This is a genomic window from Ruminiclostridium hungatei, assembly GCF_002051585.1.
GTDB lineage: Bacteria > Bacillota > Clostridia > Acetivibrionales > DSM-1351 > Ruminiclostridium > Ruminiclostridium hungatei.
In genome coordinates this window covers 42996-62052 of sequence record NZ_MZGX01000026.1, presented here as the reverse complement: position 1 = coordinate 62052, position 19057 = coordinate 42996, and the positions used below count along the sequence as shown (strand labels likewise).

Genomic DNA, 19057 nt, shown 5'->3' with positions numbered 1-19057 from the left:
AGTAAGGTACATGGTGTGAAAGCCCTGTAACATAAAGGTTTGAGGTAATTATGCAAGAAGAGGATATAGGTGCTGGTAGCTGGATTATGCATACCGGCATCTTGTTTTTTTAATAAGAAATTTAGTCCTATCCAGTCATTACCAATTGTTATATAATACCCAAAAGAAAGGCGGCTATGACTTGTTGAAGATAATTATTGATTTGCCAATCAGTTTTAACAGCCTGGCAAAGAGGAGGTGATATCATGTTTTGGAAGAAAAAACGAGGTTGGTTTGGTAAGCATCTGGAGGGGAACATAAATGCTTTAAATGAAGGAGACCGGAGGAGGCTTTCTTTGATTTTCTGCGTTTTCAGCGAAGAAGATTCCCAATCTAAACTTCTGGCTGCCAAAGCCTTGAACAATGTACTAAAAAGTTTTGAGTTTGATGATATTATCCGGATTGATACGCAAATGAGACAGACTACCTCAATGGAGTGGAGTATAGATTGGCGCGAACAAAAGGTAGATAATTTTATTACATCATCTATGAATACAGAGGAGCGAAAAGCAGTATTGATATTCGCATCCTTTAACCCAAATGGCTATATTCGGGAGAAAGCCGTCCATAGGTTGGGAGACTATGACGGCACATTGCCATATGTCATTTTACGGCAAAACGATTGGGTTTTACAGGTTCGTCAAGCTGCCGGTAAAGCTTTTGATAAGAGGCTGCAAAACCTGTCTGAAGGCGAGATGCTCGCTGCGTTGCCATTTGCTGAAAAACTGAAGTGGAGCAGTCGGGGGTCCCATGGCGAATATACCCAAAAGTTTTTTGATAAGCTTGTTAGTCAAGAACATAAGGAAGATTTAAACAAAGGCTTGCAAAGTGATAATCTTAGAACCCGCAGAATTTGTATAGGTGCATTGTTTGAAGCTTCTCAACCAGACATTGAACAGGCGCTTAGTCAATTAAAACATGAACCGGAGCCCTTTTTACGGACAATATTATTCGAGAGATTGCGTAAAACCAGTCAAGATATGATAGAAGCTTCATATATCATGTTGAAGGATAAATTTGCACGCAACCGTATTTTAGCTTTGCAATATCTTCAAGATAAACAATATGAGAATATTTATGACATTTCAATGAAAATGCTTCTTGATAAGGATGCATATGTAAGAGCATTGGCTCGGAATATTATCAAACAACATTCATTGGATTTTGATTTTCGGTCAGTGTATGTAAGAAACATTGAACAATTTACTGCAGCTGCTATTTTAGGATTAGGAGAGACAGGGCAGGCAGAGGACACAGAAATCCTTGAAGGTTATCTTAAAGATAGTCGAATTACCGTAGTTAGGGCAGCGCTAATCTCATTAATGAGGCTGGATAGTGAAAAATACAAAACTCTTATTACGGAAAAGCTCACTGACAGCAGGTTAGGAGTTGTTAAAACCGCTCAAAAACTAATTGTTAAATATAACATTGCGGATTATGTCAGGGTTTTTGAGATTTTTAAGGAAACGCCATACGAGTATACGAAGATTAAATGTATGGCTATTCTTTTCAAGGCTTCAAAGTGGGGACGATTGATTTATATGCTGGAAGCCTTATCCTATGAAGAAGATAACGTTTTAAAACTGGCTTTACAGTCCATCCAAAATTGGATATTTGATTTCAACAGGTCGTTTGTACAGGCAAACGGCCGGCAGATTGACAAAATTCAAATGTTAATAGAGAAACAAAAGGAAACGCTTTCACCCGGTCTTATAAGGGAATTGCTGTTTCTTTTAAAGTAAATAAGCCATGGACTTTGAAAGGGTTTATTATGATAGCAATGAAAACTGACTTGTATTAATTGAAAATACCAAAGCCATATGGTATTATTATTAAAGTAAGAAAATTTCATATAAAAAAGTTTTATAGGGTTCCGCAGTTCTGCAAAGCTCTGGTCTGGACCGAGATAAAACCACAGTACCTGTGTACACGGAAGGATAAAAGCCTGGGAGATATTATAAGTATCTTCCGGGTTTTTTTGTTTTTTGGCATGAAAGGAGGTGAAAAAATGAATTGGATATTACTGGTTATTGCCGGGCTGCTTGAAACGTGCTGGGCTGTTGGGCTGAAGTATTCCCAAGGATTTACGAAATTAGTACATGGTATATTGACTATAATAGGAATGATAGCGAGCTTTTACTTTTTATCTTTGGCATTGAAAAACCTTCCTTTGGGGACGGCATATGCTGTCTGGACAGGTATAGGTACGGTGGGGACTGTGATTCTGGGAATAATGCTGTTCAAGGAGCCCGTTGAGCTTATAAGATTAGTATTTGTGGCACTTATTGTTATAGGCATAATAGGACTGAAAATCGTATCTGATGTATAAAGCGAAGGCCGGAATCAACGCCGGTCTTTCTGATATAAAATCTGGTAAAGTCTACACTCAAGATTTGCCTATGGAGCTTACTTGATAATTTTCCATTAACTCCTCAAAGCTCTCAAAACTGTCTTTTGAACAGTCAATTGCAGAAGCTTTATTACACAAGCTTCGGAGCCACTTGCACCAGCTTATACCCGTTTTAATGTCGCAGATTACTTTTTGCAGTATTACAAAGGTGCCGAATTTGGAAGAATTATACGAATCAAATCTGTTGTTGTTTGAAGCAATGATTTTTTCCAGGGAACGGGTATACTTTTCAAGCTGCGCGCGGTATCTGGCTTCCATTTCGTCAAGTAAATTATCCATTGTCAACTTATCCAGACCCTGCATGCAATAAATCTTCAGCATCATTTCATCTTTTCGCACGGCTTCATCCGTGGGGGAGGCAATCCAGGTCCTCAGCACCTCTCTGCCCGCCTTGGTAATTTCATAGACCTTTTTATCCGGTTTACTGTTCTGACCGATAATTGTGTAAGCCACATATTTTTTTTCTTCCAATTCTGCAAGCAGTGGGTAGATGGCACTATGAGTGGTGTTCCAGATTTGGTTCAGCTTAAGCATCAGATCATAGCCGGTAAGCGGTTCGGTAGATAGGAAACTCAGTAATCCATAGGATAATTTGTTCATATATTTCTCCTTTTCATATGTCATCATTGACATATGTATTTAACAGGCATATTATATTATATGTCATTATTGACATATAATCAATTAATTAATTAACTGACAAATTACCTAATGCAGTTATGATTGGAGCGCATTAATGGAAAATACTGAACAAAAAGAGCCGGGATATGGCTTGCTGATGGTTGCCATAGTCACAGGCGCTTTTCTTATGACCCTTGCCTCAAGCACTATAAATATTGCCGTACCTTATTTGATGGAACATTTCAATACCGGCCTGGATACAGTGAAGTGGGCAATGACAGGCTTTATGCTGTCAACGGGAATAATTGCACCTGTAACCTGTTATTTTGGAGAAAGATTCAGCTATAAGACAACCTATTTAATTTCAATTATAGGATTCACCCTGTGCTCCTTATTGTGCGCCCTGTCATGGAATATCCAATCCCTGGTGGCTTTTCGGATATTGCAGGGAGCTTTTAACGGATTTGCAGTACCTTCAACCATGTCTATCATTTACCAGGTTGCGCCACGGAAGAAGCAGGCCATGGCTATAAGCCTGTGGAGTCTTTCGGCTATGCTGGCTCCCGCCTTCGGGCCCACCATAAGCGGTTGGATAATACAAAACTTTAATTGGAAGGCTATATTTTTAATGAACATTCCCATTGGCATTGTGGCCATAATTCTGGTTGTCAAAGCTGTGCCTTACTATAAGCTGAACCCTCCTGCCGGGTTTGACCTTCTGGGTTTTTCGGCATGTCTGACAGCGAGCGTTTTGATTTTGACTGCTTTCAGTGAAGCTGCTCAATGGGGATGGACTTCAAAGGAGACAATTTCATTTTTCTCAGCAGGACTGGTACTTTTGGCAGTATTCATTTTCAGAGAAAAACATGCCAGGAATCCAATTTTAAATTTTGAAATATTTAAGTACAAGGGTTTTACCATCAGTGTAATTATAAGAAGTGTCATCACGATGGGCCTTTATGCCGGCTCTTTGCTTACACCCCTATTCCTGCAGAATGCCCAGCATATTTCTGCTTTGGACGCAGGGCTTGTTTTGCTTCCGCCCTCTCTGGCCATGGCATTGTGCATGCTGGTTGTGGGCAGGCTGTATAACCGTGTGGACCCGCGTATTTTTGTGGTGGGCGGCATCATTTCCATGGCGGCCGGCTCATATTTACTTTCACAGCTCTCACTGGAGAGCAGCCATATTTATATAATTATGTGCATGACATTGCGGAATGTGGGGATAGCTTTCGCTACGGCTCCGGTGACAAATCTGGGCATGTCATCCCTGGACAGGAAGCTTGCAGGAAACGGTTCGGCAGTTAACAACTGGGTAGCACAGAGTATCGGCTGTCTGTCAATAGGCATTTTCACATCCCTTCTGAGCTTTTTAGCAAAGCAGCATGCAGTTGATTTGAGCCAGGCAGACACAGCGGTACATATGAGTAAGGTACTGCTGAATGACAAGGCCTTTGTAATGGGTATAAATGATGTGTACTTTATTTCGGTAATTATCGTATTGATTGCAATTCCCTTGTGTTTTCTGTTTAAAAGAGAAGCTGGGGACGGGGGAAAGCAGATTGCTGCAAATAGCGGTTTCAAGCCGGCAGTAGTGGTGGATAACACTGAAAGTCTGTAATGGCCTTACTTCAGGCTTTTATTTCAGTTTCCACTTTCAGTTTCCGTTTTATTACCGATTGTATTTGGGTTTGTATTTGTGTTTACATTCTCATTTTCATTTGTGTTTGCATTTGTGTTTGAATTTCCCTTTCCGGGTTCCTTGCCCTTTTTGAAAGCAGATACTATCAGCAGGAAAAGCGGTATCAGGAACTGAAAAATTATTGCATACCAGGGCCAGCCATATTGAGCCAGGCTGATATGGTCGGAGTGATTTTTAACAATAAATAAAGATTGCTCCAGGGTTAAAAATCCCAGAGGTATCAGCAATATCCTGTAATTCTTCAGCCCAAAAAGGTCCGCAAAGCAAAGGGCGGCCACATATAGTGAAATGCTTATTTCAATGATGCTGATTGAAATAAACAGGCTGTACAGAACAATTTCTGCACGGTCAAGAAAATCAGCCGCTTCTACATAGGAAAAGGTGGTATAGCCCGGGTAGGTAAGGTTTGGGACAAGAGGGCCCAGCACCAGGACATACAGTACATCCGCCAGGAAAATAAGAAATCCCCCTGTTAAAATGGCATATAAAGCCGGCTTTTTTACATTGCCCTTTTTATTAATACTTGGAAAAATCATTACAAATACAATGCTGAGTAAAAGAGGTAAGGTAGTAACTTGAAATGAGGCATAAAATATTTTGCGCCAGTCAACTTCAATAATTGGAAGGAAATTCTTAATATTAAAATCTCTGCTCAGCAGTAAAAATGCAATCCCCAAAAAAGCTATCAGTGCAGGTATATAAATGAGAGACAGTCTGCCGATAGTCTCAATGCCTCCATATGCTATCCATATGACTAAAATCATGGCCAATATGGCGATTATTATAATCGGAGTATTAGGAAGAGCAACTATAGAGGTCATCTGCCAGTTGTTTTTCAGGTTGTATGAGCTGAGCTCAAGGCTGAACCAGCCATATACAAAGGCAATAACCTTTCCAAACCATTTGCCCATCAACCCTTCTGCTATACCGGTGATGGATTTCCCGGAGTTTTTATCTGCGAGTTGTGAATAAACCCAGGTTATACCCAGACTCACCACTATTGCAATCAATATTGAAAACCAGGACATATTTCCGGCCTGTCCTCCAATAGGGGCTGTCATTGCATCGGCAGTAATATAAATGAGCATTGCCGCCCATATTTCAGTACTGGAAACAAGCTGCTTCTGTTTGTTTTTCATTGAACTCCTCCTAGAAATTCAGTTTATCCTTAAATTTCAAAATTATCCTTTTTACAGGCATATTCCATACATTTTTAAAAGACATTATCAGAGCTTTTATTTTATATTGCTATGGATTGTTAATATATAGCTGGATAAGTTTGTTCAAGGTTGAAATAATACTTAATGTGATAAGAAAAGGGTGAGCTTATGAAGAAACCAATAAAGGTAGAAGATATAGTTAAAAAGAAAAAGCAGAAAACCTATGACAAAATTCTTCAAGAGGATTCACAAGCTCTGGATGAGCATGAGCTTACAGGTAACCTTGAGGATAACGAAGCTTTTTTGAGAAGTGTTTTTAAAGGCTGTACAGATGTGGTAATACGGCCGTTCACGGTTTTAAAAACTGTAAAAGCCATAGCGGTGTATGTAGAAGGACTGACAGACACAAAGCTACTGGATGAACAGGTCTTAAAGCAGCTTATGCTGTCGGAAACGTTTTTAGGAGAAAACCATCAAAAAAATATTGTTGATTTCATTCAGCAGCAGATAATATCGGTTGGAAAGCTGAAGACCATTAATTCTTTAAAGGATGTAGTAAAGAATGTATTGGAAGGAAGCACAGTCTTGCTGGTGGATGGGGAAGTGACCATCCTGTCTTTGGGTATCAGCGGCGGTGAGCGGCGGAGTATCAGCGAACCCGTAACGGAGGTTGTCATCAGAGGGCCCCGTGAAGGCTTTACAGAAGACCTGAATACCAATATAAGCCTGCTGCGCAGACGTCTCAGGACTCCCAGGCTTAAAATGGAATCCTTCATGATAGGTGAAATTTCGCAGACAAAGATAACCATGGCATATGTTCAGGGGATTGCTGTGGACCAGGTCATAAATGAGGTAAGGTCAAGAATAGGACGGATCAAAATAGACAGTGTTATGGAATCCAGCTATATTGAGGAATTTATTGAAGATGCTCCCTTTAGTATTTTCCCCCAGGTACAGAACACCGAAAGGCCGGATGTGGTCGCTGCCAACCTGCTGGAGGGCAAAATAGCCATTTTATGTGACAACACCCCTTTCACACTGCTGGTTCCTGTGGTCTTCTGGGGGGAAATACATTCCAATGAAGACTATTATGAGCATTTTACCATGAGCACCTTTCTTAGAATAATTCGTCTCATTTTCATATTCATGGCCTTGATTGCACCGTCTGTTTATGTTGCCGTCACTACTTTTCACCAGCAGATGATACCTTCAAAGCTGCTTATGAGCATTATTGACAACAGAGAGCCTACTCCTTTTCCGGTAGTAATAGAAGCGCTGATAATGGAAATTACCTTTGAGGCTCTGAGAGAAGCAGGAATCAGACTTCCTAAGCCTGTTGGACAGGCAGTCAGCATAGTAGGTGCATTGGTTATAGGACAGGCTGCTGTGGAAGCAGGGCTTATTTCAGCTCCAATGGTAATTGTTGTCGCAGTTACAGGCATTGCGTCCTTTACCATACCTCGCTATAACCTCTCCTTTGCTGTGAGAGTTTTGCGGTTTCCACTGATATTTCTGGCAGGTTCTTTTGGTTTATATGGAGTAACGCTGGGAGTAATCGGGATTTTTATTCATCTTGTAAATCTTCGCTCCTTTGGAATTCCTTACTTTTCACCGGTTGCTCCCCTCAATATCAGGAGGCTCAAGGATGTATTCGTGCGTGCTCCCATGTGGAGCATGAATTTAAGGCCAAATCTTACGACAAATGATGAAAACAAGGTGAGGGTGCCAACAGGACAGAAACCGTCACCCCAACAGGGAAAGAAAAAGTGAGGGAGGCAGGTGCTTAATTTATGAGAGGAATTTGCATAAGGTCATTAAGGATAGTTCTCATTGAGATTATTACAGTTATGTGTCTGCTGTTGTCGGGCTGCTGGGACAGGACAGAAATAAATGATCTGGCACTGATTACAGCAAGTTCCTATGATACTGCTCCGGGCGGAAAGCTCCAATATTCCGTACAGATTCTTGTGCCGTCGGGAGGGAGTAAAGGCGGTCAGGGAGGCGCGGCTGCCCCAAAGAAAAACTTTATTGTGGAAACCGCTGTAGGTATCGATCCAGGTGATGCTGAGAAGAATGTACAGAACAAGTTTCCGAGAAGGCTTTTCAGGGGCCACAGAAGAGTAATAATACTGGGAGAGGAGCTGGCAAAGCAGGGAATAGATATAATGCTGGATTCTATAGGACGTGATCCTCAGAACAGGCTGCGGACAAATGTTGTGGTGGCAAAGGGGCAAAAGGGTTATGACCTGCTGAAGACCGAATATCCCATTGAAAGAATACCCACGGAGGCAATGCGGGAGATGGCTGTTCTGGGAGTGGGCATTGATGCTAACATACACGATATGCTGATAGCTGCTTCCAGTAAAGGCATGCAGCCCATAGCACTGGCCATTGAAAAAACCAAGGGAGAGGAAGGCTTCAAGACCACAGGCCTTGCATTGTTTAACGACCTTAAGCTGGCGGGTTACCTTGATGCCGAAAAAACTGAGGGCTATCTATGGATAATGGGAAAGCAGAAGAACGGTATTATTGCAACAGAGGTGCCCAGGTATGACGGTGTGGTACGTGTCAATATTAAAGGTCAGGATGCCAGGGTGATTCCAAAATTTAAAGGAAAAACGCCGTATATTCTTGTAGAGATAACAGGAAGTGGTTCTATATACGGAAATAGTACAAAACTCGATTTGTCGGTACCTGATAATATAAATATTGTTCAAAAAGCAATAATTGAGAGGATAAGAAAACAGGTTGAAAATACAATTGCATCGGTGCAGAAGGAGGTTGGAACGGATGTATTCTGCTTCGGCATGGCTTTTCACCAGTTCAAGCCGTGTGAGTGGAAGAAGCTGGAGAAACAGTGGGATGATATTTTCCCGTATTTAAAGGTCTATATTTCTGTAGATTTCAAAATCAAAACTTCAGGTATGTCCGGCCCGCCACTATATTTAAAGAAGGATGAGATAAAGAAATGATAATAAAAATTATTGCATTAATTCTGTTTATGTCACTGATTTCCTTTTTTCAAATAAAACAGATATATAAAAAAGAAGGCTTGAAAGCAGCTCTGGCATATTCGCTTTTCATGGCATTGGCAGTATTGGTGGGTACGCTGCTCCTGGCAGATTTTCAGCTTACAGGGCAATCTGCCGTAGCCAGACTGTTCGAACCCTTGGGTAAGGCGGTAAATGGAGATTAGCAAAAGTCAGAAATCAAATATGACAAAGGAGAGGCAAAAATGAGCAGGATTCTATATATTAAAGCCAATGCAAAACCTGCAGGCAGTTCGAGAACCTTCGAAATAGCAGATAAGTTCGTTCAAATGTACAGGTCCGCCCATCCCGGCTATGAAATCCGTGAATTGGATTTGTATAAAAGCAATATCGGGTTTTTGACACAGGAGGATATAAATACGGTGTTTGGGGCAAAGACAGAGGAAAGCAGGCAGCATCCCGTATTGAAATATGCATATGAATTTGCCGGGGCAGATAAGTACATTATTGCCGAGCCCATGTGGAACTTGAGCATACCTGCAATTTTAAAGGCTTATATTGATTATATCACCGTGACCGGAATAACCTTTAAGTACACCGAAAACGGACCTGTGGGGCTGCTTGCAAATAAGAAGGCTGTAAACATTGTTACAAGAGGCGGAAATTACAGCCAGGAGCTCACGGCAGGTTATGAAATGGGAGACAGGTATTTGAGAACAATTTTCGGCTTTTTTGGCGTAACCGATTTTACCACGATTTCCGCCGAGGGCCTGGATATTGTGGGGCAGGATGTGGAAGGAATAATGAGCAGGGCGGTACAAGAAGCAGAAGTGCAGGCAAGAAAATTTTAGTCTTTACAATATTTCCAGACTGATATTGGAATTAAAAAAAATCCTGAATTCACTGGGAATAGGTTTTTGAAGGAACGTATATACACTAAAATCAGCGGAGTGAAAGACAGATGGTTTTAATAGCCAGAGTGCTTGAACAGCAGCCGGAAATACTCATAATGGACGAGCCCACCTCCAAACTGATTTTTTCAGAAATCAGCTAAGGGTGATGGAGCAAATTAACAGGCTTTTTCAATTTTTTTTCAGTTTATTTGCTTAAAAAATTCATATAATATTATTGTCCGTAAAGGATAATTTATATTTCAGAAGGGGCGATGCTTTATGGGAGAAAACAACAGCAATAAAACTCTGGTGCCTGAAGCAGCAAACAAGCTTGACAAACTGAAATATGAAATTGCTGCCGAAGAGGGAATTGAACTGAAGAAGGGCTATAATGGCGATATTACAGCCAGGGATGCAGGGAAAATCGGAGGCAACATGGTTAAAAAGATGATTGAATATGCGGAAAAGAATATGAAGTAAAGCAAAAAGGCCCGTAAAGGGCCTTTTTTTGCTGCGCGTGTCCAGCGAAAAACAACATAGTTTCGGCGTTGAAAATGAGTTAAAGTCAAGACGGGAGAGATATCAATGAAAAACTGGATTATTTCACACATACCCCAAGTGATTTAAAAAAGACAGTATTGTCGTTTTTATATTGATTGTAGGGTTAATAATATGATATTCTTATAAAAAGACAACATTGTCGTTTATTTGGGAGAAAATATGCCTAAAGTCAAATACGGTTACTATCAAGAAAAGAAAAATAAACTATTGGATATTGCTTTACAGATATGTAATCATAAACCTGTGTATGATGTGAAGATGTCTGATATTGTATCCCAATCAGGAATGAGCCAAGGAGGTGTATATAAATACTTTTCTGATATTGATGAAGTATTTGCTGCTCTCATTAATCGTGCCAATGCACAAAAAAACTATATTGAACAAATCAATGCATTAGTGGAGTCGAAGGATTCACCAGAAACTATTTTACTTAATCTATTCTCTTTCTCTGAGCTTTATTTTTCTGATATGCTGATTAGTTATAATAAAATCCTATTTGAATTGGGAACATTTTTTGCGCATGACACTAAAAGAAGAGATAAAATTACCAAAAATGTTGAGTCAATAACTGTATTTGAATATTTAACACAAAAAATGTACGTCTTGTTATTTGAACAAACCGAATCGGGATATTTTACTCCAATTATACCTTTGAAAGAGGTGGTTGCATTTATTATTGCGGCTTTTGATGGGATAATACGAGATGTGACACTTACGAAATGCTATCTGCCGGCAACAGAAAAGCCACCACTTATTGTCTTTGATGAAAAGCAATTAATAAAAAGCCTTTATATCAGTACACTTACACTATTGGGCAAGCAATGCCCTACATAAGAAGGAGACAACATATGAGAAAAATCCTAGTGTTCTTAGTATGTATACTTGTATTTTATTCTACTACATTACCTGTTCTTGGGGCTGAATCAGTAGAAGCAATTGTTAATGAAAGTAAAATTAATGCTTGTTCTATTGCTTATTCAGAATACGGTAAGACTACGTTTGAGAATTTTTGTACAGGGATAACCGAAACATCAGTTTATGAATTGGCTTCAAATGGAAAATTAGTTGCTGCGTATATAACTCTCTCACTGATTGATGAAGGAAAACTGAGCTTAGATAGCAAAATTGCAAATTATCTGCCTGCTGACTTATTAACAGCCGACGAAAGACTTAATGACATAACGGTAAGGCAATTGCTATCCCACACAGCCGGGTTCTCTCCATCATACGAACTTGGAATTGATAAGAAATTGTATTCTTCTCCTGGATCTGAGTTTAGATACTCCGGGGTTGGTTATATTTATTTACAAAGCGTTATTGAGAGTGTTAGCGGGTTATCAATGGAACAAGCTGCTGAAGAATATGTATTTAACCCATTGGGAATGAAAAACAGTACATATGAGAAAGCGAAAACAGTAGTACCTTATATGAAGCTTTCATCTGCTATACTTTTTTCATTACTTATTTTTATTGTGGCATTTTGCCTCCTGTTTTTATTAGGAGCTTTCATTGGAAGAGTAACGAAATTCAAGTATTTTTCATTAAGAATCAGTTTTATTGTTGCTGTTTTAGCAGCATTCGTTATTAATACCATATTCCTTTTATTTGTTTTGATATCAAAGGTTTTGGTAGTCTTTTTGATTTACTTTATCATAATATGTCTGCTGACATTTTTAACACGAAAAAGCAGGAAAATGTTTTATTCCATATTACCTGTATTTACTGTGCTTGTAATTGTTTTAAGTTTAGCTGTTTCAATAACAATACCCGTTACAAATGATATAATTTCAAAAAAAGCTAATTGTGCTTACTCATTAAAATCTACAAGCAGTGATATGGCTTTGTTTTGTGACGAGTTAATGAAGCGGTATAATGGAAGTAATGAGACTATGAAAGGTATGTTCCAGCCGGCAATTAATATTGACAGCACCAACAGTTGGGGCCTAGGTATTGCGATTGAACGGGAAAGCCAGAATAGAAATACTTATTGGCACTCTGGAATTAATCCCGGTTTTCAAAGTTTAATTGTCTTATATCCCGAACAAAATAAATACATCATTGTGTTGACTAATAGTGATGATGGGCTTGAACTATCAAAAAGTGTTGCTAAGAACATGCTTGGAATAAATGGTAATTGGGACATTAAGAGGTGAACTGACGGCCACACTGAGGTGACCCACTTTTGCCAGATAAAATCTAAACGAAAGGACTAAGGAGTTCATAGAGAATATTAATGAGCTTACGGAGTTAAAAAAGATGGAACTTTATGCAGTGCACTATGCAAACGAATTTAAATATGCAGATTATCGTACAATTTATCATAATGACGAGCGAACGGTGTTGGTGCCTGGGTTTGTGTTTTTGTACTATGTTGCAAAGATAGGAAAGCAGGTGGTTTTATTTGATACCGGTTTTCGAAGCAAAGAAACAGCAAAGGGATTTGGTACGCATTTGCTTGATGTTGAGGAGGAAGTGCTTGCCTTAACAGGAGGAAGAGCAGATATAATCTTTATAACGCATGAACATTTTGATCATGTTGAAAATTTGGAATTGTACCAAGGAGCGGAAATAATAGTTTCAAAAGATGCGTGGAAGGAAATTCAAAAGGCATATCCAAGGGTTACAAGCCAACTAATGCAGACATCAAAAATTCAAATTGTTGAAGATGTATTTGAAGTTCAAGGTTCATTTTGTTTTAAGGTAATCGGTGGACATACGAAAGGATCTTCTGTAATTTATTTTCGTGAAGGAGAAGAAAAGTTTGTCATCTCAGGAGATGAGACATATTTGCTTGATAACTTTGAAAGGCAGATTCCAAATGGAAATGTGTATAGCTTAGAGAAGAATTGGGAGTTTATCAAGCAGGTACATAAAGAGGGCATTATTCCTTTACCCAGTCATGATTCGTCTGTTATTGAAAAGTATACAAGAATATCCCAGCATATAGTAAGGATCATTTAGTGAAAATATCCTCTCCTTTCTGCAAGTAAAATCAAGCAGTAATCCCTTTGTTTCTTTATAACAAATGCAGGGTGATTGAAACGAGGGAAACAGGAATTACAGGGAACAGGGGCAACACGTGGCACACAGAGGAAAGTGGGAAAATATTTTAATTTTCCCACTTTGCTACTTTACCTAATATTTATAATAACCTGGAGGAGCAATAGTAATTCAAGCCTTATACGGATCGGAATCAAATGCAAACAAAACCTGTGTAAGATGCTCAGTATGTTCCTTCTCATCGTCTATAATCTTTTGCAGCGCCTGCCGGATATCCTTTTGCTGGATATGAGCTATTTCATCTTCATAGAGAATGACAGCTTCAAGCTCTCCCTTGATATCATCTCTGATATTATTTAAAATTAACAGCTTATCGTAGGTGATGATGCGGTTTTGCTGCGAGGAGGCGGAGGATTTTTTTCCTGAATTATGGGCGGTATTGGGATTGGTGTTTTGAAGCTTTTGTATATTGTAATAGTGATTTGGAGTGTTGGAGGTGTTGGGAGTATTTGAAGGAAGTTGAATATTCTGAGTTTTTTGTATATTTACTGAATTTTGACCTGTCTCCGGTCCGGGATTGATTTCGTGAGGTGTCATAAAATAATTGTATTCAGCCGTGTCATATTTTCTAAGTAAATCAAGTGCGATTATGTAATGGCTTTTTTCTTCAAGCATGATATGATACCAGGCTTCATTCACAGCAGCTATATTTGAACTCAGAATATGTTTCTGGTATCCGTTGATAGCAACAATTTCTGCGATCATCACCTGCCTTAAAAGGTTTGTTACCTTACCGGGCAAGCCCTGGGGGTGTCCATGGGGATTTGTATAACTCATAGCAACCTCTTTTCATATTAAATATCAATAAATTGCTATTATATACTATGTGTTGCAGTTTGTTTAAGTGAAATACTGTTAAAATAAAATATAAATCTATTTTTATTGATATTGTTATCCTGCGTTGCTTGCCGCAACGATAATTATAAGGTATTGTAAAGGTATGCAAAGGAGGCAGGCAACATGTTTGGTGAAAATCTTAAAAATCTGCGCAAGCAAAAGGGGTTTTCTCAGGAAAAATTGGCGGAACGATTGCATATGGTAACATCCCCAAAAATAAATTTCAACCTGATTGTGCAGATAAATTTCCAGTATCGAAAGCAATGTACTGACAATTTGAGATATCACTTTGTCAGTATATTGCTTATTGTTTATGGCCTTCTATTTCTGGCTCTCGGCATAAATTTTCATAGCTTCGGATAAAAACTTAGACAGGCCGTCGCCATATTTGTCTATATTTACAGTAAATCTTTCGTCGGCAACATACATTTGGCCAACCCCGGCAAAAGCCTCCAGAGAATATCTGTAACCAAAGTTTGAATTGAAGTGGTTGTACATTTTATCCATAGCTGCTTGTGCTGTTGCAGAGTCGGGTAGCGCATTCCTTATCTTTGCCAGATCTGTAAACAAATCATCCATGCCTTTTGCTATTGCCTCTTGTTCATTTTGCGATAGTGACTTTATGTGGGCATTGCTTTGATCCACAGCCTTGTCGCCCCATAAACGCCTCGCTTCGTCTTCATATGGATTACTTGTAAAATCAAACCCATGAAACTTATCTTTGATACTCATTGTCATCTTTCCTTTCATATTTTGTACTGATTTCTCAAGAGTTTCAAGCATCAATTCAATACGTCTTTTTTCATGCAGAAGAAATTTCTTCTGTAAATCGAACGCCTTTTCTCTATCAAAACCGGGACTGTTTAAAAGTCCCTTGATTTGTGCAAGAGAGAAGCCGCATTCTTTAAAGAACAAGATTTGTTGAAGCCTGTCCATATCATCGTCTGAGTATTCGCGATAGCCGTTTTCCGGATTACGACTTGGACTAAGGATTGAAATTGTGTCATAATGATGAAGTGTGCGCACACTTACACCAGTTATTTTTGCTACTTCCTTTGCATTCATTTCTTACACTCTCCCTTGCAAATATCATTGTAAACTATAACGCAACGTAATAGTCAAGACTTTTGTGATAGTATTTTTGATAGTATTTGCATCTGTAAGAAAAATAAAAATTTACTAGTCCCCACTTGACAGCATCTTATGACGAGATTGGGATTCTCACTCCGGTCAAAATAAGTAAGTTCGTCCAGACTACAGGATATACGGCTTATATAACCGACCCGGCATATGAAGGGATACAGGCCTTGGAGAATAGTCAAGGATAGTATACTTTTGTCCCTGTGCTATTTTCCATATGGTTTAGCATTTCTGGCAACTATTACAGATGGATTAGTTAACATAAAGTTGATAATATAGAGTTTGTCTTTAGACAAAATAACTTTTGAGGTGACATATGCAAAAAAAACATCTGAATAGATTCACAAAAGCAATTGCCGCAGCTGTTCTTTCTGCAGGTATATTTGCAGGGGCTTTACCTGCACAGGCAGCGTCTGTCAGGGATTTGTCAAAGGCTTCCTCATATGCAAGGGAGGCCGTACAATGGATGGCAGGCAATGGTGTAATCAGCGGTGACCAATACGGGTATTTTAATCCCGCTAAGAAAATCAGCAGAGCAGAGCTGGTTACGATTATTGTAAAGGCCTTGAACCTGGACACGTCAAACTTACCCAAGACACCCACTTTCAGCGATGTGCCCGCCAGTCACTGGGCATATAAATATGTTGAGGCTGCAACCAGGGAAGGTATAGTAAGCGGCACAGGAAACGGCAAGTTCGGCGCAAATAGCATGAGCACCAGGGAACAGGTGACGGTAATGCTGCTGAACAGTCTTTCGCTGTCAGGAGAAGCCGTGCTTTCAGGGCAGGGTATTGAGGGATTATCGGTTTTTTCAGATGAAGCAAGCATGTCAGACTGGGCAAAAGCCTCAATCCAGTTTGCGATTTCCAATAATATTATGAGCGGTACAGGTTCAAATACCTTTTCACCCGCAGGGAAGGCTACCAAGGAACAGATAGCTGTCATACTATACAACTTTTTAAAAAACAGTGAGAAAATCAATCAGTCTGCCAGCCTTATAAGAAAACCGATTATTATTTTCAACGGGGATATTCTGAAGCTGACGGAAGATCCAGTGGTGCAGAACGGTGAAATACTTGCTCCGGCACAGGCATTTGTTAAAATGGGTGCTGTTGTGACCGTGGATGAGGCAAAAACTGGTGTTGTAGTGAAAAATATTACGGAAGACAAGAATATATACTTTAGCATTGGCAGTTCTACAGCATATGTAAATTATCTGGGCGGCGGAAATCCCTTTACCGATCCGGAAGCTGCCGGTAATGCTGTAACCATGGCGGTAACACCGGTAATTTCCGGAGCCGAGGTGCTTTTACCTGTCAAGGAGGTTGTTTCTGCCATGGGAATGAGCCTTGACCGGAATACAAAAACAAACCTGCTGTCCGTTAAAGACAATCTGTCAGCCGCTAATCCGGCTTTGTACAATGCTTTGAAAAACATGCTGGATTTCAAGGGTGAATACAAAACCACCATGAGTCTGACTATGACAGATACCATTAACAGGGAAGAAATAATGGGGCTGGAGTATACTATGGAAGGTGCAAATAACGGGTCTGATTCCACTTCCCTGACAAAGCTGAAGGCATATGACCCAATATACGGTGAACAGAAGGAAGAATACCAGGTTGTTAAAATCGGCCGGCAATTGTATTCAAAAGACATGGAAACTGGAGTCTGGAGTAAGATTACAGTGGAAGACGCCTTGGAACAGGGTATTATGTATTATGACCAGGAGGCTGACAAGGCTGAGACACAAAAGCTGCTGGATTCATACGGCAAAATGAAGATTACTTTTGCCGGGACAACTGTTTTAAATGGCGAGGAAGTTACAAAATACCAGATAAAAGCAGGAAAGGAATTCATGTATGATCTCGTGCCCTCCGACTTGCTGGGAGGCCTGTCTCTGGAGGAATTATACAACAAGGGCATCAATATGAAGATAGAAGCCTATGTCAATAACAAGGGCCACCTGGTAAAGCAGACGGTGAAATTGACCGCAGGTATGGAACAGGATGGATTCGGCCTGGAGTTGGTTCTCACTGCTACAGCCGAATTCAGTAAAACAGGTGAGAATATAAATATTGCAAATCCAATGGAGTAACTTTTATTTTTTCATTGGGTATATCCAGACTTTGAAATAATGGAAGGAAGGCACCTGGTAAAATCGGCCTTCTGCCGGAGGCATATAAGAAGCATGCCGGCAGAAGGCCCGTCATAAAGTCAATTACTGCGGTGTTGAAGGATTTGAAATATTTTCAAGTGTATCTGCAACCTGGGTATAATATTTGGCATCAACAGCTATGTCACCCAGGGCAACAATCCCTACGAGACTGTTGTTTTCTACAACCGGAACTCTTCTTATCTGACTGGTAGACATTTTTTGTGCTACATCGTGCATATCCATGTCAGGAGAAACAGTTGCCACGCCTGTAGTCATTATTTCTGTAACCGGAGTCTGCTGTGGATTCTTTCCGTTTGCAACAGTTCTGACAACTATATCTCTATCTGTTATAATACCTACAACGCCGCTCTGGTCACAAACCGGAATCGAGCCTACGTTATGCTGCTGCATCAGCTTTGCTGTTTCAACAATGCTGGCTGCCGGATTGACATAAGCAACATCTTTGGTCATCACGTCTCTAACCTTCATATAATATAATCACCCTTTCTTTTAAGAATTCATGATTATATTGCCCCTCTGAAATCAAAAAAAACGCGGAAGGTTTCACCATTTGTTTTCGGTAATATAAAGCTCTGCGGAGTAGGAGGCAGTGGCACCGTCAGCCGCGGCGGTAATAACCTGCCTCAAGAATTTGTGGCGTATATCTCCGGCGGCAAAAACACCGGGAATGCTCGTTTGCATTCTCTCGTCCGTAATAATGTAGCCGTCCCTGTTTTGCTGAACTTTTCCATTTACCAGGGATATATTCGGATTGAGACCTATCGCCACAAATAGACCGTCAACAGCCAGCTCTGTGGTTTCCTGAGTGGTCAGGCTGCGAATTTTCAAGCCTTCCACTCCAAATTCCCCTACAATCTCCTCTACAACGGAGTTCCAAAGAAATTCTATTTTTTTATTGCAGCATAATTCATCCTGAAGAATATTTGTGGCCTTCATTTTGTCCCGTCTGTGAATCACATAAATCTTTGGACAGAATCTTGCCAGGTAAAGTGCATCCTCTGCGGCGGTGTCGCCTCCCCCTACGATGGCGACGGTTTTGTTTTTATAAAATGCACCGTCGCAAACGGCACAATACGAGACTCCCGCTCCTCTGAATTTTTCTTCCTTGGCAAGCCCCAGCATTTTGGGGTATGCACCCATGCACAAAATCAAAGCCTTGCATTCATAGGTGTTTTTTCTGGTTTTAACAACTTTGATTTTTGAATCAAGGTCAAGTTCTATTACTTCATCATTGAGCACCATTGTGCCGAATTTTCTGGCCTGTTTTTCCATTCTCAGAGCAAGGTCGGAACCGCCAATGGGTTCTTCAAATCCGGGATAGTTCTCCATAACATCAGTTGTGGCCATTTGACCCCCGGTAAACATTTTCTCAATAACAAGAGTATCAAACTTTGCCCTTGAACTGTAAAGAGCAGCAGCGTAACCTGCAGGGCCGCCTCCGATTATAATGACGTCATACATAAAG

General features: G+C 40.1%; 18 protein-coding genes, 1 pseudogene and 1 riboswitch. Of the genes and pseudogenes, 13 read left to right on the top strand and 6 right to left on the bottom strand.

What is annotated here, in order from left to right:
* Window positions 1-245: 245 nt before the first annotated feature.
* Together CLHUN_RS17395 and sugE are read left to right on the top strand one after the other, a co-directional pair.
* On the top strand, window positions 246-1781 hold the full coding sequence (locus tag CLHUN_RS17395) for a HEAT repeat domain-containing protein (RefSeq protein ID WP_080065900.1): 1536 nt from the start codon (window positions 246-248) through the stop codon (window positions 1779-1781).
* A 112-nt stretch (window positions 1782-1893) separates the two neighbouring features.
* Window positions 1894-1993: riboswitch (guanidine-I (ykkC/yxkD leader) on the top strand.
* A 54-nt stretch (window positions 1994-2047) separates the two neighbouring features.
* Window positions 2048-2368, top strand: a complete 321-nt coding sequence (gene sugE / locus CLHUN_RS17390) for a quaternary ammonium compound efflux SMR transporter SugE (RefSeq protein ID WP_080065929.1) — start codon at window positions 2048-2050, stop codon at window positions 2366-2368.
* 57 nt (window positions 2369-2425) lie between these two features.
* Here the strand turns inward: sugE and CLHUN_RS17385 are convergent, their stop codons facing one another.
* Window positions 2426-3049: a PadR family transcriptional regulator gene (locus CLHUN_RS17385; RefSeq protein ID WP_080065899.1), complete on the bottom strand. Its 624-nt coding sequence runs from the start codon at window positions 3047-3049 to the stop codon at window positions 2426-2428.
* Window positions 3050-3185: 136 nt separating this feature from the next.
* Here CLHUN_RS17385 and CLHUN_RS17380 point away from each other — a divergent pair, with 136 nt between their 5' ends.
* A complete protein-coding gene (locus CLHUN_RS17380; protein WP_080065898.1) occupies window positions 3186-4691 on the top strand; it encodes an MDR family MFS transporter in 1506 nt (501 codons plus the stop codon).
* Between the two features lie 23 nt (window positions 4692-4714).
* Here CLHUN_RS17380 and CLHUN_RS17375 read toward each other — a convergent pair whose 3' ends face one another.
* Window positions 4715-5911, bottom strand: coding sequence for a GerAB/ArcD/ProY family transporter (locus tag CLHUN_RS17375; RefSeq protein ID WP_080065897.1), 1197 nt, complete (start codon window positions 5909-5911; stop codon window positions 4715-4717).
* A 189-nt stretch (window positions 5912-6100) separates the two neighbouring features.
* On the opposite strand from CLHUN_RS17375, the gene CLHUN_RS17370 reads away from it, so the two are divergent.
* The 9 genes and pseudogenes from CLHUN_RS17370 to CLHUN_RS17330 all read left to right on the top strand — a co-directional run bounded on the left by CLHUN_RS17370 (window position 6101) and on the right by CLHUN_RS17330 (window position 13337).
* On the top strand, window positions 6101-7702 hold the full coding sequence (locus CLHUN_RS17370) for a spore germination protein (protein ID WP_080065896.1): 1602 nt from the start codon (window positions 6101-6103) through the stop codon (window positions 7700-7702).
* Window positions 7703-7722: 20 nt separating this feature from the next.
* The gene (locus CLHUN_RS17365; protein ID WP_080065895.1) at window positions 7723-8904 is read left to right on the top strand and encodes a Ger(x)C family spore germination protein; all 1182 of its coding nucleotides are present in this window, start codon (window positions 7723-7725) and stop codon (window positions 8902-8904) included.
* Window positions 8901-9128 (top strand): hypothetical protein, encoded by a 228-nt coding sequence (locus CLHUN_RS17360; RefSeq protein WP_080065894.1) that lies wholly within the window; start codon window positions 8901-8903, stop codon window positions 9126-9128. The genes CLHUN_RS17365 and CLHUN_RS17360 overlap by 4 nt, the downstream gene beginning before the upstream one ends.
* Window positions 9129-9167: 39 nt before the next feature.
* The gene (locus tag CLHUN_RS17355; protein WP_080065893.1) at window positions 9168-9773 is read left to right on the top strand and encodes an FMN-dependent NADH-azoreductase; all 606 of its coding nucleotides are present in this window, start codon (window positions 9168-9170) and stop codon (window positions 9771-9773) included.
* Between the two features lie 63 nt (window positions 9774-9836).
* Window positions 9837-10002: pseudogene (locus CLHUN_RS17350) on the top strand (ATP-binding cassette domain-containing protein); the annotation flags it as partial.
* A gap of 92 nt (window positions 10003-10094) precedes the next feature.
* Window positions 10095-10295 carry an alpha/beta-type small acid-soluble spore protein gene (locus tag CLHUN_RS17345; protein ID WP_080065892.1) on the top strand — a complete coding sequence of 67 codons (201 nt, stop codon included), beginning with the start codon at window positions 10095-10097 and terminating at the stop codon, window positions 10293-10295.
* Between the two features lie 240 nt (window positions 10296-10535).
* The gene (locus CLHUN_RS17340; protein WP_080065891.1) at window positions 10536-11210 is read left to right on the top strand and encodes a TetR/AcrR family transcriptional regulator; all 675 of its coding nucleotides are present in this window, start codon (window positions 10536-10538) and stop codon (window positions 11208-11210) included.
* A 14-nt stretch (window positions 11211-11224) separates the two neighbouring features.
* Window positions 11225-12529, top strand: a complete 1305-nt coding sequence (locus tag CLHUN_RS17335; RefSeq protein WP_165755783.1) for a serine hydrolase domain-containing protein — start codon at window positions 11225-11227, stop codon at window positions 12527-12529.
* Window positions 12530-12632: 103 nt separating this feature from the next.
* Complete coding sequence (locus CLHUN_RS17330; RefSeq protein ID WP_080065889.1) at window positions 12633-13337, top strand: MBL fold metallo-hydrolase; 705 nt, start codon at window positions 12633-12635, stop codon at window positions 13335-13337.
* Window positions 13338-13547: 210 nt separating this feature from the next.
* Here CLHUN_RS17330 and CLHUN_RS17325 read toward each other — a convergent pair whose 3' ends face one another.
* Together CLHUN_RS17325 and CLHUN_RS17320 are read right to left on the bottom strand one after the other, a co-directional pair.
* Window positions 13548-14213 carry a ferritin-like domain-containing protein gene (locus CLHUN_RS17325; RefSeq protein ID WP_207559183.1) on the bottom strand — a complete coding sequence of 222 codons (666 nt, stop codon included), beginning with the start codon at window positions 14211-14213 and terminating at the stop codon, window positions 13548-13550.
* Between the two features lie 381 nt (window positions 14214-14594).
* Entirely contained in the window at window positions 14595-15338 is a 744-nt protein-coding gene (locus CLHUN_RS17320; protein WP_080065888.1) for a MerR family transcriptional regulator, read from the bottom strand.
* Between the two features lie 391 nt (window positions 15339-15729).
* Here CLHUN_RS17320 and CLHUN_RS17315 point away from each other — a divergent pair, with 391 nt between their 5' ends.
* Window positions 15730-17511, top strand: coding sequence for an S-layer homology domain-containing protein (locus CLHUN_RS17315; RefSeq protein WP_080065887.1), 1782 nt, complete (start codon window positions 15730-15732; stop codon window positions 17509-17511).
* 123 nt (window positions 17512-17634) lie between these two features.
* On the opposite strand, the gene CLHUN_RS17310 is transcribed toward CLHUN_RS17315, so the two are convergent.
* Window positions 17635-18060 carry a CBS domain-containing protein gene (locus CLHUN_RS17310; RefSeq protein ID WP_080065886.1) on the bottom strand — a complete coding sequence of 142 codons (426 nt, stop codon included), beginning with the start codon at window positions 18058-18060 and terminating at the stop codon, window positions 17635-17637.
* 75 nt (window positions 18061-18135) lie between these two features.
* On the bottom strand, window positions 18136-19053 hold the full coding sequence (trxB, locus tag CLHUN_RS17305; RefSeq protein ID WP_080065885.1) for a thioredoxin-disulfide reductase: 918 nt from the start codon (window positions 19051-19053) through the stop codon (window positions 18136-18138).
* Between the last annotated feature and the right edge of the window lie 4 nt (window positions 19054-19057).